At 57.9% G+C, this 14,095-nt stretch carries 15 protein-coding genes; 10 read left to right on the top strand and 5 right to left on the bottom strand.

Annotation, left to right across the window (positions count from 1 at the left end):
- Positions 1-32 precede the first annotated feature (32 nt).
- From gltX to WCY31_RS06465, 3 genes are read left to right on the top strand one after another with little or no spacing between them, the layout of a single operon-like run.
- Entirely contained in the window at positions 33-1,331 is a 1,299-nt protein-coding gene (gene gltX / locus WCY31_RS06475) for a glutamate--tRNA ligase (RefSeq protein WP_345971713.1), read from the top strand.
- Positions 1,328-1,624: a YggT family protein gene (locus WCY31_RS06470; RefSeq protein WP_345971490.1), complete on the top strand. Its 297-nt coding sequence runs from the start codon at positions 1,328-1,330 to the stop codon at positions 1,622-1,624. The genes gltX and WCY31_RS06470 overlap by 4 nt, the downstream gene beginning before the upstream one ends.
- A 2-nt stretch (positions 1,625-1,626) precedes the next feature.
- Entirely contained in the window at positions 1,627-3,261 is a 1,635-nt protein-coding gene (locus WCY31_RS06465; protein WP_345971712.1) for a transglycosylase SLT domain-containing protein, read from the top strand.
- On the opposite strand, the gene WCY31_RS06460 is transcribed toward WCY31_RS06465, so the two are convergent.
- A complete protein-coding gene (locus WCY31_RS06460) occupies positions 3,197-3,670 on the bottom strand; it encodes a hypothetical protein (RefSeq protein WP_345971711.1) in 474 nt (157 codons plus the stop codon). The two genes, WCY31_RS06465 and WCY31_RS06460, sit on opposite strands and share 65 nt — an antisense overlap.
- 141 nt (positions 3,671-3,811) lie before the next feature.
- On the opposite strand from WCY31_RS06460, the gene mobB reads away from it, so the two are divergent.
- From mobB to WCY31_RS06425, 7 genes are all read left to right on the top strand, one after another.
- Positions 3,812-4,315, top strand: a complete 504-nt coding sequence (mobB, locus tag WCY31_RS06455) for a molybdopterin-guanine dinucleotide biosynthesis protein B (protein WP_345971710.1) — start codon at positions 3,812-3,814, stop codon at positions 4,313-4,315.
- Between the two features lie 2 nt (positions 4,316-4,317).
- A complete protein-coding gene (locus WCY31_RS06450; protein ID WP_345971709.1) occupies positions 4,318-5,172 on the top strand; it encodes a class 1 fructose-bisphosphatase in 855 nt (284 codons plus the stop codon).
- Positions 5,159-5,362: a hypothetical protein gene (locus WCY31_RS06445; protein ID WP_345971708.1), complete on the top strand. Its 204-nt coding sequence runs from the start codon at positions 5,159-5,161 to the stop codon at positions 5,360-5,362. Before WCY31_RS06450 ends, WCY31_RS06445 begins: the two co-directional genes overlap by 14 nt.
- 17 nt (positions 5,363-5,379) lie before the next feature.
- Positions 5,380-7,320, top strand: coding sequence for a methionine--tRNA ligase (metG, locus tag WCY31_RS06440; RefSeq protein ID WP_345971707.1), 1,941 nt, complete (start codon positions 5,380-5,382; stop codon positions 7,318-7,320).
- Entirely contained in the window at positions 7,317-8,315 is a 999-nt protein-coding gene (locus WCY31_RS06435) for a hypothetical protein (RefSeq protein ID WP_345971705.1), read from the top strand. The genes metG and WCY31_RS06435 overlap by 4 nt, the downstream gene beginning before the upstream one ends.
- Before the next feature lie 11 nt (positions 8,316-8,326).
- On the top strand, positions 8,327-9,487 hold the full coding sequence (locus WCY31_RS06430) for a sodium:proton exchanger (protein WP_345971704.1): 1,161 nt from the start codon (positions 8,327-8,329) through the stop codon (positions 9,485-9,487).
- A 135-nt stretch (positions 9,488-9,622) separates the two neighbouring features.
- Positions 9,623-10,759: a TRAP transporter substrate-binding protein DctP gene (locus WCY31_RS06425; RefSeq protein ID WP_345971703.1), complete on the top strand. Its 1,137-nt coding sequence runs from the start codon at positions 9,623-9,625 to the stop codon at positions 10,757-10,759.
- Here WCY31_RS06425 and WCY31_RS06420 read toward each other — a convergent pair.
- The 4 genes from WCY31_RS06420 to WCY31_RS06405 form a co-directional block, all read right to left on the bottom strand.
- A complete protein-coding gene (locus WCY31_RS06420; protein WP_428837502.1) occupies positions 10,756-11,643 on the bottom strand; it encodes a bifunctional methionine sulfoxide reductase B/A protein in 888 nt (295 codons plus the stop codon). The two genes, WCY31_RS06425 and WCY31_RS06420, sit on opposite strands and share 4 nt — an antisense overlap.
- Positions 11,644-11,739: 96 nt before the next feature.
- Complete coding sequence (locus WCY31_RS06415) at positions 11,740-12,372, bottom strand: SprT family zinc-dependent metalloprotease (protein ID WP_345971702.1); 633 nt, start codon at positions 12,370-12,372, stop codon at positions 11,740-11,742.
- Complete coding sequence (locus WCY31_RS06410) at positions 12,362-12,859, bottom strand: DNA-deoxyinosine glycosylase (RefSeq protein ID WP_345971701.1); 498 nt, start codon at positions 12,857-12,859, stop codon at positions 12,362-12,364. Before WCY31_RS06410 ends, WCY31_RS06415 begins: the two co-directional genes overlap by 11 nt.
- Positions 12,860-14,080: an EAL and HDOD domain-containing protein gene (locus WCY31_RS06405; protein ID WP_345971481.1), complete on the bottom strand. Its 1,221-nt coding sequence runs from the start codon at positions 14,078-14,080 to the stop codon at positions 12,860-12,862.
- Between the last annotated feature and the right edge of the window lie 15 nt (positions 14,081-14,095).

The raw sequence follows: 14,095 nt of genomic DNA, 5'->3' as shown, positions 1-14,095 counted from the left end.
TTAATATTTCACAAAAAAATCAGGAACGTTTCATGCTGCGTTTTGCCCCAAGCCCGACAGGAGATATGCACATCGGGAACCTGCGCGTTGCCCTCTTCAACGCCCTGCTCTCCCGCCAGCGCAACGAACCCCTCATCATCCGGATCGAAGATACGGACAAAGAGCGGAACATCGAAGGCAAGGACAAGGAGATCCTGCAGATCCTTGCACTCTTCGGCATCGAATACGGCGACGTCATCTACCAGAGCAACAACCTGCGTTTCCACCGCGCCATGGCGATCCAGCTGCTGCAGGAGAAAAAAGCCTTCAACTGTTTCTGTACCCCCGAAGAGCTCGACCGCAAGCGTGAGCTCGCGAAGGAACAGAAAAAGCCCTTCCGTTACGATGACGCCTGTACGCACCTTCCGCCCGAAGCGACGATCGACAACGAGAACCCGTTTACGGTCCGCCTGAAGCGCCCCGATGCGCCGATCACGGTTGAGGATATCATCAAGGGCGAAGCGACGTTCGATCCGATGGACATCGACAGCTTTATTATCCTGCGCGCGGAAAAGTACCCGACCTACAATTTCGCCTGTGCCATCGATGATATGCTCGGCGACATCTCCCTGGTCATCCGCGGCGAGGATCACTTCTCCAACACCTCCAAGCAGATCGCGATCCGTAACGCCCTGGGGTACGACAAGAAAGTCGAATACGCCCACCTGCCCATCATTCTCAACGATGAGGGGAAGAAGATGAGCAAGCGCGACAACGCGTCGAGCGTCAAATGGATGCTCGAAGAGGGATTCCTGCCCGAAGCGATCGCCAACTACCTCATTCTCATCGGCAACAAGACCCCTGAAGAGGTCTTTACGATGGCCGAGGCGGTGGCCTGGTTCGACTTTAAAAACATCTCCCGCGCACCGGCGCGTTTCAGCATTGACAAGCTGCGCCATATCAACCGCGAGCACCTCCGCCGCATGGAGGACAAAGAGCTCTCACGCTACGTCGGGTTTGCCGACGATTCCATCGGCAGACTGGCCAAACTCTACCTGGAAGAGGCCAGCACGACGAAGGAGCTGAAAGCGAAGGTGGCGGCGGTCTTTGCACCGAAGGAGATCCCGGATGAATTTGCCGAGAGCGCCGCAGCGATCCGCGCCGCCATCAAAGCAGCCCCCTACTTCGAAGCTTTCGACGATCTCAAGCAGCATGTCGTCGACGCTACGGGCATCAAGGGCAAACAGCTCTTTAAATCCCTGCGCCTGTTGCTCACCGGCGCCGAACACGGCCCGGAACTGGCCGACGTCTATGTGCAGATCAAATCCTACCTCGGGGAGATCGTAAAATGAGCACCTTCGGCAGCATTATCGCAGGCCTCGGCGGCATCGTCCATACGCTGATCAACGTCTATATCTGGGTCGTCATTATCGCCGCCCTGCTCACCTGGGTGCGCCCTGATCCGACCAACCCCATCGTGCAGGTGCTGTACCGCCTGACCGAACCGGCCTATAGCCTGCTGCGCCGCTACGTGCCGACCGTTTTCAACGGCATCGACCTCGCCCCGCTTATCATCATCATCGGCCTGCAGGTGATCGACGTCATCTTCGTCCGCCTGGTCTACGCGTTGGCAGGTGCGCTCTAGCAATGCGTCTGCGGGCCGCCCTCGCAACACTGCTGATCGGTACGCTGCTCAGCGCCGACATCACCCTGGAGCAGATCCGCTCCAAGCCCCCTTCCAATGCCCGCAATTTCATGATCTGGCAGTATTTCGATCAGAACATCAGCTCCGCGCAGGCCGACGAGGCGTTCTATCTGATCCGCAACGTCGGCAGACGGATGTTTTTCGCCTATGCCGAGAAGAGCTCCCGCCCCGAGGTCGCCTATACCGTCAAGTGCATGAAAATGGGGGTCAATGACCTGATCAAGAGCGAGGATGCCGGCTGTGCGAAACTGGCGGTCTCCGTCGGGAAACTCTCTGCGATGCATCAAAAGGCGCGCGACCGCGTTGTCGGGCTTGTGGGCGACGCCTCTCTCAAAGCCGCAGCGGAAGTACTGAACGATCCGGACCTCCAGCAGCACTACAAGCGCTACCCGCCCGCCCTGTTTTTGCGCGTTTTCAACGGCAGCTACGGCAATTCCCGGCGGAAGCAGTTCAATTTCATTCCCGATTACGACTACATGCAACTGCTGGCGAAAGCGCCGGGCTTTACCAGTGCGCTCATGAGCACGATCAACGACGACAAACTCTCGAAGTTCGGATGGGCCCTGACAAAGGTCGATGCCGTCGAGGGGCTTGACCCGCGCGGCCTTTTTTACCTGGGGCTGAACCAGCTGCTGCGCGGCAAAAAATCCCGGGCGATCGAACTCTTCCAGCTCTCAGGCGACAAGGCCTACTACCAGAGCGACAAGGACAAGGCGCTCTTCTGGCAGGCCCTGGCTTCGGAAAAGAACGACCTGATGTGGAAACTGCTGGCGCAGAGCTGGGACATCAACTTCTACTCCCTCTACGCGATGGAGAAAACAGGGACCTTCCCGGAAAACTACTACTCGCAGCTGCAGACTTCCGACACCGTCTCCGACGTGAACCTCTCCGACCCCTTCGTCTGGAACGATCTGCTTGATACGATCAGCCGGACACCGAAAGAGGAGCTCTACGCCCTGGCCAAACACTACGATGCGAAAAACCTCGTGCCGCTCCAGTCCTTTATCATCGAAAAGGCGTCGCGCTACCGCCTGCAGGGGTATGTCATGCCCTACGACACAGAGCTAAACGACGTCGATACGGATACGAAGGCGATCATCTACGCGCTGATGCGCCAGGAGAGCCGGTTTATCCCGGCGGCCCTGTCGCACTCCTATGCTCTGGGACTGATGCAGATGATGCCCTTTCTGTGCCGAGCGATGGACGGCAAGGTGGATTGCGGGCGCGAGACCCTTTTTGACATGTTCGATCCGCATATCAACCTGCTCTACGCCAAACCCCATATCGCGTGGCTGCAGTACCGCGTTTATCACCCCCTCTTCATCGCCTACGCCTATAACGGCGGCATCGGTTTTACCAAACGCTACCTGCTCAGCGACAAGTTCAACTCCGGCCCATACGAGCCTTTTTTGAGCATGGAGCTGATGCGGACGACGGAGACGCGGGAGTACGGGAAGAAGGTCTTGACCAACTACGTGGTCTACAAGAAGATCCTGGGCGAGCCGGTCTCGCTTATTGATCTGTGTGAAACGTTACTTCACCCTTCAAAGACGGACCGGTTCCGAAAAACAAAGTAAGATTCGCCTCCTTTGTCGGGCGGAAGAGCAGCTGGTAGTAGCGGTTCCATGGGTTGTTCAGCGGCATCAGCTCCCGCAGGGAGCAGTTTTCGTCGAGCGGGGCCATTCCGACGGGGGCTTTGCCGTTGAGGGTGACGTTATACTCCTCCAGCGTCCGGCCGCCGCGGTCGAAAAGGGCGACGAAGAAGGAGGGTCGTTCGCCGTAGAGCTGCGGATCGACGGGGTTGAGGTGCAGGATGCTGATCAGGGCGGCCGTGCGGTTGGATTCGTCGGTCAGGGTGACACGTTTGAGGTTCGCAACCGCCCGTTCGTGCCGGCTGTCGAGCTTGGTAAAGTGGGTAAAGGCGCTCTCTTTGCTGCACGCGGAAAAGAGCACGGCGGTGATCAACAGGATGGGCCAAAAGCGCATGGGACTCCGGAAAGCATGGTTTGCAGCATTATAGCGGAATGTCGCGCCGCGGCCCATTTGCGCCCATCTTAAGAGATTTTCAACCATTGTGGACTATAATCCCCCATATTTTAAGGGAGAGTCCCCGGGGATGCAGTTACCATGAAGAAACGTCTTGCCGTCGCTTTTACCGGCCCATCGAACAGCGGAAAAACGACACTGATCGTCAAAGTGGCCGCCCGCCTGATGCACGAACACGGCAAAGAGGTCGCCATTATCAAGAACGACCCCAAGGACAAGGCGCGTTTCGACATCCCCGGCAAGGACAGCTACAAGTTCACCGACACCGGTGCCGAGGTGATCGTCACATCGCCCAGCCGTACCACCCTCTTCTCCCACCGCCATCACGAGCTGGACGAACTGATCGCGCTCTTCGGCCACTTTGACATTCTGCTCGTCGAAGGGCTCAAAACCCTTCCGCTGCCGCGGATCAGCATCTTCCGCGACCGCATCGACGAAGCCTATTTTCCCTATATGAACGCCCTCGCCGTCGACGAGAGCGTCACGCTAGACAATTACGACCTTCCCGATAAGGTCGCCGTCCTCGACCTCAACGACCCCGACGCCGTCGTCGGGTGGATCCTCACCCATGCCAAGGAGATATAACCATGCAGACTCTCGCCCCCGTCTTTGAAGCCATTGAACGCGCCGCGCACCGTATTCACGAAGCGATCACCAACGAAGATACCGACTATTCGGCCCACTCCAACCAATCCGGCGACGTTCAGCTCAAGCTCGACATCCAGAGCGACCTGATCATCGCCGAGGAGTTCTCCCGCATCCCCCTCGTCAAAGCGATCGCCAGCGAGGAGAAGGAGGAGGAAGAGATCCTGCACGAAGGCGGGCAGCTCTGCATCGCCTACGACCCCCTCGACGGCTCCAGCCTGATCGACGTCGACCTGAGCGTCGGCTCTATTTTCGGCATCTACGACGGCGAATGGAGCGCGCAGAAGATGATCGCCTCCGTCTACGTCGTCTATGGCCCGCGCACCGAGATGGTGACGGCTTACAAGAACAATGTCCGCCACTACACGTGGCGCCACGGCCGTTTCAAAGAGCTCGAGCAGATCAAAATCGGCGAAAAGGGCAAGCTCAACGCCCCGGGCGGCACGCAGCAGCACTGGCCTTCGCACCACAAGCAGCTCATCGACGGCCTCTTCGCCGAGGGGTACCGCCTGCGCTACTCCGGCGGCATGGTCCCGGATCTGCACCAGATCCTGCTCAAAGGGGGCGGACTCTTCAGCTACCCGGGCACGACAGACAAACCCGACGGCAAGCTGCGCAAGCTCTTCGAGGTCTTCCCCTTCGCCTTCGTCTACGAGATGGCCGGCGGCGCGGCGGTGGATGAAAAAGGGAACCGTCTGCTGGAGCTGCCCTGCAGCGATCCGCACGAAACAACACCCTGCTTCTTCGGTTCCACCTATGAGATCGGCAAGGTAAAAGCGGCTTATGGCGCAGAGTGACGCGGAAAAAGACCGTTTCGAACTGCAGCTCGATGTTATGATCGAGAAATTGCAGGCCTGCCAGGCTGAACACGGCGTCAAGAGCTGCAGCGTCTGTGAGCACTGCCTGGGATGCGACGTGCGCAAAAGCTACGTCGCCGCGGTCTACGACAGTATGTCCAAGGGCGAGACCGGCGGATTCGAATTTTAACAAGGATATTAGAGAGTATGAGCTATTACGTCACCACCCCTATCTACTACGTCAACGGCGAGGCGCATATCGGCCACGCGTATACGACCTTCATCGCGGATGCCCTGGCCCGCTACCACCGTCTGATCGGGGAGGATGTCTACTTCCTCACCGGGACCGACGAACACGGGCAGAAGATCGAGGAGTCGGCGAAGAAGTTCGAGAAACCGACCCAGCAGTTCGCCGACGAGATCAGCGCCAGCTTCCGCAACCTCTGGGACGAATTCGGCATCAGTTACGACCAATTTATCCGTACGACGGACAAGGACCATATGACCGGTGTCCAGAAGGCATTCGAGAAGATGTACGCCAAGGGGGACATCTACAAGGGGAACTACGAGGGGCACTACTGCGTCAGCTGCGAAACCTTCTTCCCCGAAACCCAGCTCATTGACGGCGAGTTCTGCCCGGACTGCGGCCGTTCGACCAGTATCGTCAAGGAGGAGAGCTACTTCTTCAAGCTCTCGGCGTATGAGCAGAAGCTTCTCGACTATTACGAAGCGCATCAGGATTTCATCCTGCCGAAATCCCGCCGCAACGAGGTGATCAACTTCGTCAAGGGCGGTCTTAACGACCTCTCCGTGACCCGCACGAGCTTCACCTGGGGCGTGCCGCTGCCCGATTCGGTCGGCGACAGCAAACACGTCATGTACGTTTGGCTCGACGCCCTGCTCAACTACATTACGGCACTCGGCTACGGACGCGACGAGGCGAAAATGGACTTCTGGCCGGCACAGATGCAGCTCGTGGGCAAGGACATCCTCCGCTTCCACGCCATCTACTGGCCGGCCTTCCTGATGAGCCTGGACCTGCCGCTGCCGAAGCACATCGGCGCCCACGGCTGGTGGACCCGCGACGGCGAGAAGATGAGCAAGTCCAAAGGCAACGTTGTCAGTCCCAAAGAGGTTGCGGACGTTTACGGCTTGGAGAACCTGCGCTACTTCATGATGCGCGAAGTCCCCTTCGGGCAGGACGGCGACTTTTCCCAGCGCGCCCTGATCGACCGGATCAACTCCGATCTCAGCAACGACCTGGGGAACCTGCTCAACCGCATCATCGGGATGAGCGGCAAATATTCCGATTTTGTCATCGACAGCAGCGATGTTATGACCTACCACAAAGCGGAGATGGAAGAGGTTGACGCCGTGCTCGGCAGCGTCGAGCGATTCCTGGACGAAGTCCAGACACACCGCTTCCTTGAAGAGCTCTGGAAGCTCTTTACGATCGGGAACAAGGCGATCGAGGCCCATGCGCCGTGGGTAAAGATGAAAGAGGGGAAAAAGGAAGAGGCGCTGGCGCTGGTGGCACTCGTGGCCAACATCCTCGCCAAAGCTTCCGTTCTGCTGCACCCTTTCATGCCGAAAACGACGGCGACGATCGCGGATGCGCTCGGTTTTGCCATCGACACAAATGCGTATAATGATCTCGTCAAGGGCGGCAAACTGCTCCCGACTTTCACGATCAAAAAGGTCCCGCCCCTCTTCCCGCGCATCGAGGCCCCGCTGATGGACCAGGCCCCGGCGGCCCAACCCAATGCGAAAGAGGAAGAGGCGCCGAAAAAAGCGAAAACGGAGGAACCGGTCGAGGCCGACAACCTGATCACCATCGACCAGTTCTTCCAGACCCAGCTCAAAATCGGCACCATTGTCGAAGCCGAAGAGGTGCCTAAGAGCAAGAAGCTGCTCAAGCTTCAGGTCGACGTCGGCGAGGAGAAGCCGCGCCAGGTCGTCGCCGGAATCCGTGAATATTACGAAGCGCAGAGCCTCGTCGGTACCCAGGTCTGCGTCGTCGCGAACCTGAAACCGGCCAAGCTGATGGGCATGGTCTCCGAGGGGATGCTGCTGGCGGCCAAAGATGACGAGGGGCTTTCGCTGATGCGCCCCGAAGCGCCGAGAAAGGCAGGCAGTTCCGTCGGATGAGGCTGCAGAACCTCCTCTCATTGACCGGGGCGGAGATGATGTCCGATCCGGCCGTGACGCTTGTCGACGCCGTTGTCCTCGAAGCACACAAAGTAAGACGGGGGGACCTCTTCATCGCCTTTGACAAGGCGGATATTCCCCAGGCTGTGGCCAACGGCGCCTATGCCGTGCTCTATGAAGAAGCATGCACGGTCACCGACCCGGAAATCGCCTGGCTGAAAGTCGACTCTGTCGAGTTTACGCTGTTGCGCCTGCTGCGTTTCCGCATGCTGGAGAAATCGCTGCATGTCTACGGCTGCGACCAGGTAACCCTGGCCGTCGCAGCCCAGATGCTCAAGGATCCCCGCTGCTTTGTTTGGCAGGGAACCATCCGTTCGAACTTTTACGATCTGTGGGAGCTGCCCGAAGCGAGCTGGGTCTTCGTTCCGGAGCACAAACGCTGTGAGGATCTCTTCGTTCAGGTACTGCCCCTTCCGAAAACGGGCAACGTACCCATCGACATTGCGGAACAGACACTCTTTGAAACCTCCTTTGTTCTTGATGACGTCTATTACGAGCGCATGCAGCTCTCCCCCTTTTTCCTCCCCTACCTCGGCCATCTCTACCAGTTCGCCAAGTCACACGGGCTGACGTTCACCGTCGGCGGGATGCAAGGCAGCGCTCACTTCGTGCCCGTCTTTGTCGGCGACGACCTGCGCCCCAAGACGTTCGGCCAGGGGGGCAAGGTCCTGATCTTCGAACCGGACCTCTCCTTGCTACTGCAGGAGATGGATTTTATCCGCAGCGAAGCCAAATGGGCGAAGATCATCTACCTGATGCCCAAGAGCTCCGCCGAAGCATCGGAGCACCACGACGCATTCTTGCTATATGAGAACCAAGAAGATATAATGCAGCTATTAAAAACGGTTCCATATCATTTTGCATTGATCGGCGGTCAAGACAGACGTCTGCTTGACACCGTGCATTACAAGGCCGAAACACCAACCCTCTTCTAGGAGCAATTGCGTTGAACGCAGACCCCTCATCGAGTCCCCTGACGCTAAAAGAAGGACTCTCTCAAAATAAAGTCGCCGTCTACGGTATCGTACTCGGCGTGATCGCATTCGTTTTCCACTACTACCATAACGCTTATCTCGCCACGACGCTCTCCGCCGTTTCCATCGCCCTGCTCTCCATGACCGTCGCCGAAGTGGCCGAAGTGCTTGCCGAGCGGCTTGAAGAGCCCTATGGCTCCTTCGTTCTTACTTTCAGCGCCGTGATCGTCGAGATCATCCTGCTCTATATGGTCCTGATGAGTTCGCACAACGACCCTAGGGCGCTCGATACGGTTAAAGGGGGTATCATCTCCGCCGTGATCGTCGATATGAACGTGCTGCTGGGGCTGGCGGTCTTTATCGGTGGGCTCGCCTTCAAGGAGCAGGAGCACAACGAGGACACCTCCAGCACCTACACGACGATCCTGCTCGTCGCCACCTCCGCCCTGCTTGTGCCGAGCATCATGCACTTTACCTCCGAGTCGCACCGTGACCTGATCCTCGCCAGCAACATCATCGGCTTCGTCCTCTTCTGTTTCTACATTGTCATCTTCATCTTCCAGACGAAGACCCACTCTCACTTCTTTAAGGCGACGGCACGCAGCCGCATCTTCCGCTACAAGCGGCGTCTGGCCGAGGGCGAAGAGGAGGCGGAGGAGCAGCCCGACGCCTTTGAACGCCTCGCCACGGTTAGCAACTTTATGATCATCTTCGCCCTGATCGCGCTGATCGGTCTCGTCGCGGAGATCTTTGCTGATGAGGGGATGTCCCTAGTTCAAAAGTATGACTTCCCCGTTGGCCTGGCGGGTCTCATCATCGCGATCATCTCCGTTGCACCGGAGATCATGACGGCGATCACGGCGGCACGAAACGACCAGATCCAACGGGTCATCAATATCGCAATGGGGGCCTCGACGGTGTCGATCATGCTGACGGTACCGGCGCTGCTGGCGCTCTCCTATACGACGGCGCATCCCCTGACCCTGGACTTCAACACCCTGCAGGTCGGGGCGCTCATTCTCACCATCGTGCTGGCATGGAAAACGACGGATGACGGCTATACCAACTATTTCGAAGGGACGTCGCACCTCTTTTTCTTTATCTGTTATGCCATCATTGCGGCGTTTTACTGATCGGAACGGCAAAGGAGCAAAAGCCCCTTTGCCTACGCTGGCCGCTGTGGCACTGAAACACACGGTTGCTTCCGGCAACCGCGTAAATTGCGTTTCAGGCATACGGAACTGAAGGAACTATATAGGAGATTATAGATGAATAGACGTACTTTCCTGACCACTGCCGCGGCGGCGACATCGTCGGCGGTACTGCTGGAAGGCTGCAACGACAGCAACCGGGTGGCGATCGACTACAGCAAGCATCCGAAACAGCACGACACGGCGGACAAAAGCGTCAACGTCAACCGCGGCAAAAAGACGGAGCTCAAGATCGCGACAAGCTGGCCGGCGCACTTTCCCATCATGGGCACGGGCGTCGACCGTTTCGCCGAGCGGGTCGCGCAGATCAGCGGCGGGCAGCTGAGCATCAAGCTCTTCCCGAAAAACACCCTCGTCCCCGCCCTCGCCGTTTTTGACGCTGCCAGCAGCGGCCAGATCGACGGATTTCACTCGGGCCCCTACTACTGGAAGGGCAAAAACGCGGCCTTCTCCCTCTTCAGCGGCTTTCCTTTCGGGATGACGGCGGAGGAGCTTAACGGCTGGATCCTCTACGGCGGCGGCATGGAACTGTGGCGGGAGCTTTACGGCCGCTACAACCTCCACCCCTTTGCCGGCGGCAATACCAATATCCAGATGGGCGGCTGGTTCCGAAAACCGATCGAGACGCTCGAGGATATGAACGGTCTGAAGATGCGCATCCCGGGACTGGGCGGCGAAGTGATGTCGAAGCTCGGCGTCAACCCCGTGCTGCTGCCCGCCGGGGAGATCTACACCTCACTGGAGCGCGGCGTCATCGATGCGACGGAGTGGGTCGGCCCCTACCTCGATATGAAGATGGGCTTCTACAAAGTCGCGCCCTACTACTACTCGGGGTGGCATGAACCGGGTTCCATCCTGGAGATGACCTTCAGCAAACATACGTGGGAGCGGCTCTCCCCCGAACAGCAGGCGATCATCGAGTGTGCCGTCAGCGAGCTCAACAGCACGATGACCTTCGAATTCCAGGCGAAAAACGCCGAAGCGATGGCGTCGCTCGAAGCGAACGGCGTAAAACTGATGCGCTTCCCCGACGCCGTCACCGAGGCCGCCAAAAAAGCATTGACGGAGGTCGTCGCCGAACAGAGCGCCCAGAGCGCCGACTTCAAACGGGTCTTTGAGAGTGCCTCAAGGTATCTCGCCAAAAGCAAAGTCTTCAGCGACGCCAGCCTGCGCTACTTCCTCAACGTCCGCTAGTTCCCATCTTTGAAACGGTCGACGAAGCCGTGGCAGTAAGGCTGCTTATGGTGGCGCCGGTAATAATCCTGGTGATAATCCTCCGCTTTGTAAAACGGCGAAGCTTTGAACAGCTTCGTCTTGACGTCATACCCGTTCTTGCGCAGACGCTCCATCAGCTTCAGCACCGTCGCTTTTTCGGCGGCGGCGTTATAGAAAATGGCACTCTGGTACTGGGCGCCGACATCGGGCCCCTGTCTCCCTTCCTGGGTGGGGTCGTGGATCTCGAAGAAGGTTTTGGCGAGGGTTTCGTAGTCGACCTTTGAAGGGTCATAGGCAACGGCAACGGTCTCGAGGTGGCCCGTACCGCCCCCGACGACGTCGTAATAGCCCGGTTCTTTCTTTGTACCTCCCATAAACCCGGAAACGACTGATGTGACACCGGGGATCTTCTCCATATAGTACTCCACTCCCCAGAAACAGCCGCCGGCGAAGTAGGCAACCTTTTCATCGGGGATGAATTCCATGGAGATGGAGTTGACACAGTGGCGGAGGTTCTTCTCCGTCAGGTGCTCACCGCTGAAGACGTGGCCCAGGTGCGCGCCGCAGTTGGCGCAGACGATCTCCGTGCGGTAGCCGTCGGGATCGGAAACGCGCTTGACCGCGCCGGGGATCTCGTCGTCGAATGAGGGCCAGCCGCAGTGCGAATTGAACTTGTCCTCGGAACGGTAGAGTTCGGCCCCGCAGCGTTTGCAGACATAGGTACCCTTGGCCTCGTTGTGGAGCAGTTTGCCGCTATAGGGGCGCTCCGTGGCTTTATGGACGATGACCGCCTCCTCCTGCGGTGTCAGCGTTTTCCAGGTGCCGACAGGTTTGTACGGTGCACTATCCGCGGCAACGGCCAGGGTCAGAAACAGGGTGATAAAAAAAATAATGTATTTCATCTTCTCTCCTCTTTTCCCCAGTATAAGCAGAGTGCATTAATATTTCAAAAACGGTGATCAGTAGTAGGAAGCCTTGCGGTGCCGCATCCGGAGGCGCAGCGCTTTCTCGTCGGGAAGCACGGAGGCCACGAGAGCGTGGAAGTCTGCGGAGTGGTTGAAATGAACGCGGTGGGCCAGTTCGTGCACGACGGTATAGTCGACCATCGCCTCTTCAAGCTGGAGCAGCAGGGTGTTATAGGTGATCACCCCCGTCTTCGAGCAGCTCCCCCAGCGCCGTTTCATCTTCCGGAAACGGATCGTCTCGTACGTGACCCCCATCCGTTCGGCGAACAGGGCTGTCTTTTCGCGCAGCACCGCTTCGGCGCGCTCCCGGTAGAAGCGGTCGTAGCTTCGCCGGAGCGCCTCGGGCGAATGCGTCTGAAACGTGGCGGCGTCAAGTGATGCAAGAGGTACGATATCGCCCAGAAAAAGCAGGCTCTCCCCCAGTTGCATCGTCGGCTGCGCGGCATAGCGGCGCTGCTGGTGAAGGATCCACTCTCGTTTGGAAGCGACGAACGCCTGCAGGTGCCGTTGCACCCGCCCGTTGGATTTGAGTACGACCGTGCCGTCCGCTTCCACGCTGAGGTAGGCGTGCTTCATCCGGGGATTGACGCGGTGTACCACGCGGATGCCCTCCAATTCAATCACCATCGAGCACCCCTTTGACCTGCCGATAGGCATCGAGTTTCGCCTCAAAACGCATGGCGGCGTACGCCGGCGAGGTCGAGGGAAGCAGTGTGCAGGGGACGGGAAGGTCCGGGTAGTGTTTTTTGCACCCCTCAAAGGCTTTTTTGCCGGTACAGAAAATATGTTTAACCCCGGGATGCGACGCGAGGAAGGCGGGGATGTCGTTGGGGACGAGTTCGCTCAGATTGGCGTCGCTGGAGTTGTTCTCGCTGCGCACCAGAGAGGCGTAACTGTCCCAAAGGGCGATCCCCTGCTCCAGTGCAAAAGCGCGACGGGCAGCTTTGTCCGGGAGCGTCACATCAAAAAGCTGCTCCATGATGGGCCAGAACTGGTTGCGCGGGTGGGCGTAGTAGAAATCGGCTTCGAAGGAGGCGATACTGGGGAAAGAACCGAGGACCAGGACGCGGGATCGGTCGTCGGCGACGGGGGCAAAAGGGTGCTCCAGGCGCATCTACACCCGGTGGTCCATCTTGACGCTCACCTCGTCGTAATCGGTCTTGAAGGCTTTGAGCACGCGGTTGACCTTCTCGATATCGAGGGGCTTGTGCTGCAGCTGGTTTACGGCCTTGTACAGCAGGCTGAAACGCCCTTTGCGCGCCGCGATCCACTTTTCGAGGTTCTTTGTGATCTCGAACGACGCCATCAGCGTATCGAAGGGGATCTGGTAGATGTCGATCAGGGTTGAGAAAACCGCCAGCAGGCGGAGTTCGTCGCTGCGGCGCTCCGGATCGGCGCTGTGCACGTTGGAAACGATGGTGTTCATCAGGTCGATGCGCTCCTCGAAGAAGCGGGAAAAAGGCCCTTTCTCGACGCTGATATCCGCTCCGCCCTTCGCGTAGATGATGAGCATGAACCAGCGGCGCATGACATCGGGACCGATATCCATGATCATGGCGCGGACGGAACGCGTGGCGTCGTAGCGCTTGATCCCGGTGGAGATGAGATACTGGAAAAACTGGATGGTGAGCTCGTTGTGGCGCTCAAACTCTTTGGCGAATTCATGGAACGGTACGGTGTCGAGCATCTTGTAAAGGCGACTGACCCCGATCTGTTTGGGTTCGAGGCGGTAGTGCTTGACCGGTACCGGGTGCTGGATGTAGTATCCCTGGAAATAGTCGAACCCGAGCCCCTGGTATGCGGAGAACTCGTCGATGGTTTCGACCTTCTGGGCAATGAGCTTATGGTTTTTCTTCAACGTGCCGGCGTATTCGGCAACTTGTTCGACATCGCTGTTTTGAATGTCGATCTTGAGATAACTGATATAGGGCAGTACATTTTCGTACTGGGTAATCGTGTTGGCGGATACGATGAAGTTATCCAGGGCAAAACGGTATCCGTTGTCGTACAGAATTTTCAGCTTGGCGATTTCATTATGGCGCAGCGGCTCGTTCGCCGCAATCTCGAAGACGCATTGATCGGGACGGAAGGTCTCAATAATATCCGTCATCAAAAAGGCGGGGGAGATATTGAAAAATGCAAGGGTATCTCCCACTGCGCGCTCCCTGCCAATCAGGTTGAATACGCTCAGCATTACTTGCGCAGACATCAGCCGATGCGTCAATGCTGGGTTAGCGGCGTTGTTCTCACCTTCGCGGTGCAGCAGTTCGTAGCCGTAGGTAGCATTGGAAGCATCGATGATGGGCTGTCGCGCAACTTGTACAAACTCTGTCATCGGACTCCTTTGTGT

The sequence above is a fragment of the Sulfurimonas sp. HSL3-1 genome (assembly GCF_039645995.1).
Classification (GTDB): Bacteria; Campylobacterota; Campylobacteria; order Campylobacterales; family Sulfurimonadaceae; genus Thiomicrolovo; species Thiomicrolovo diazotrophicus.
This window is presented reverse-complemented; position numbering and strand designations above follow the sequence as displayed.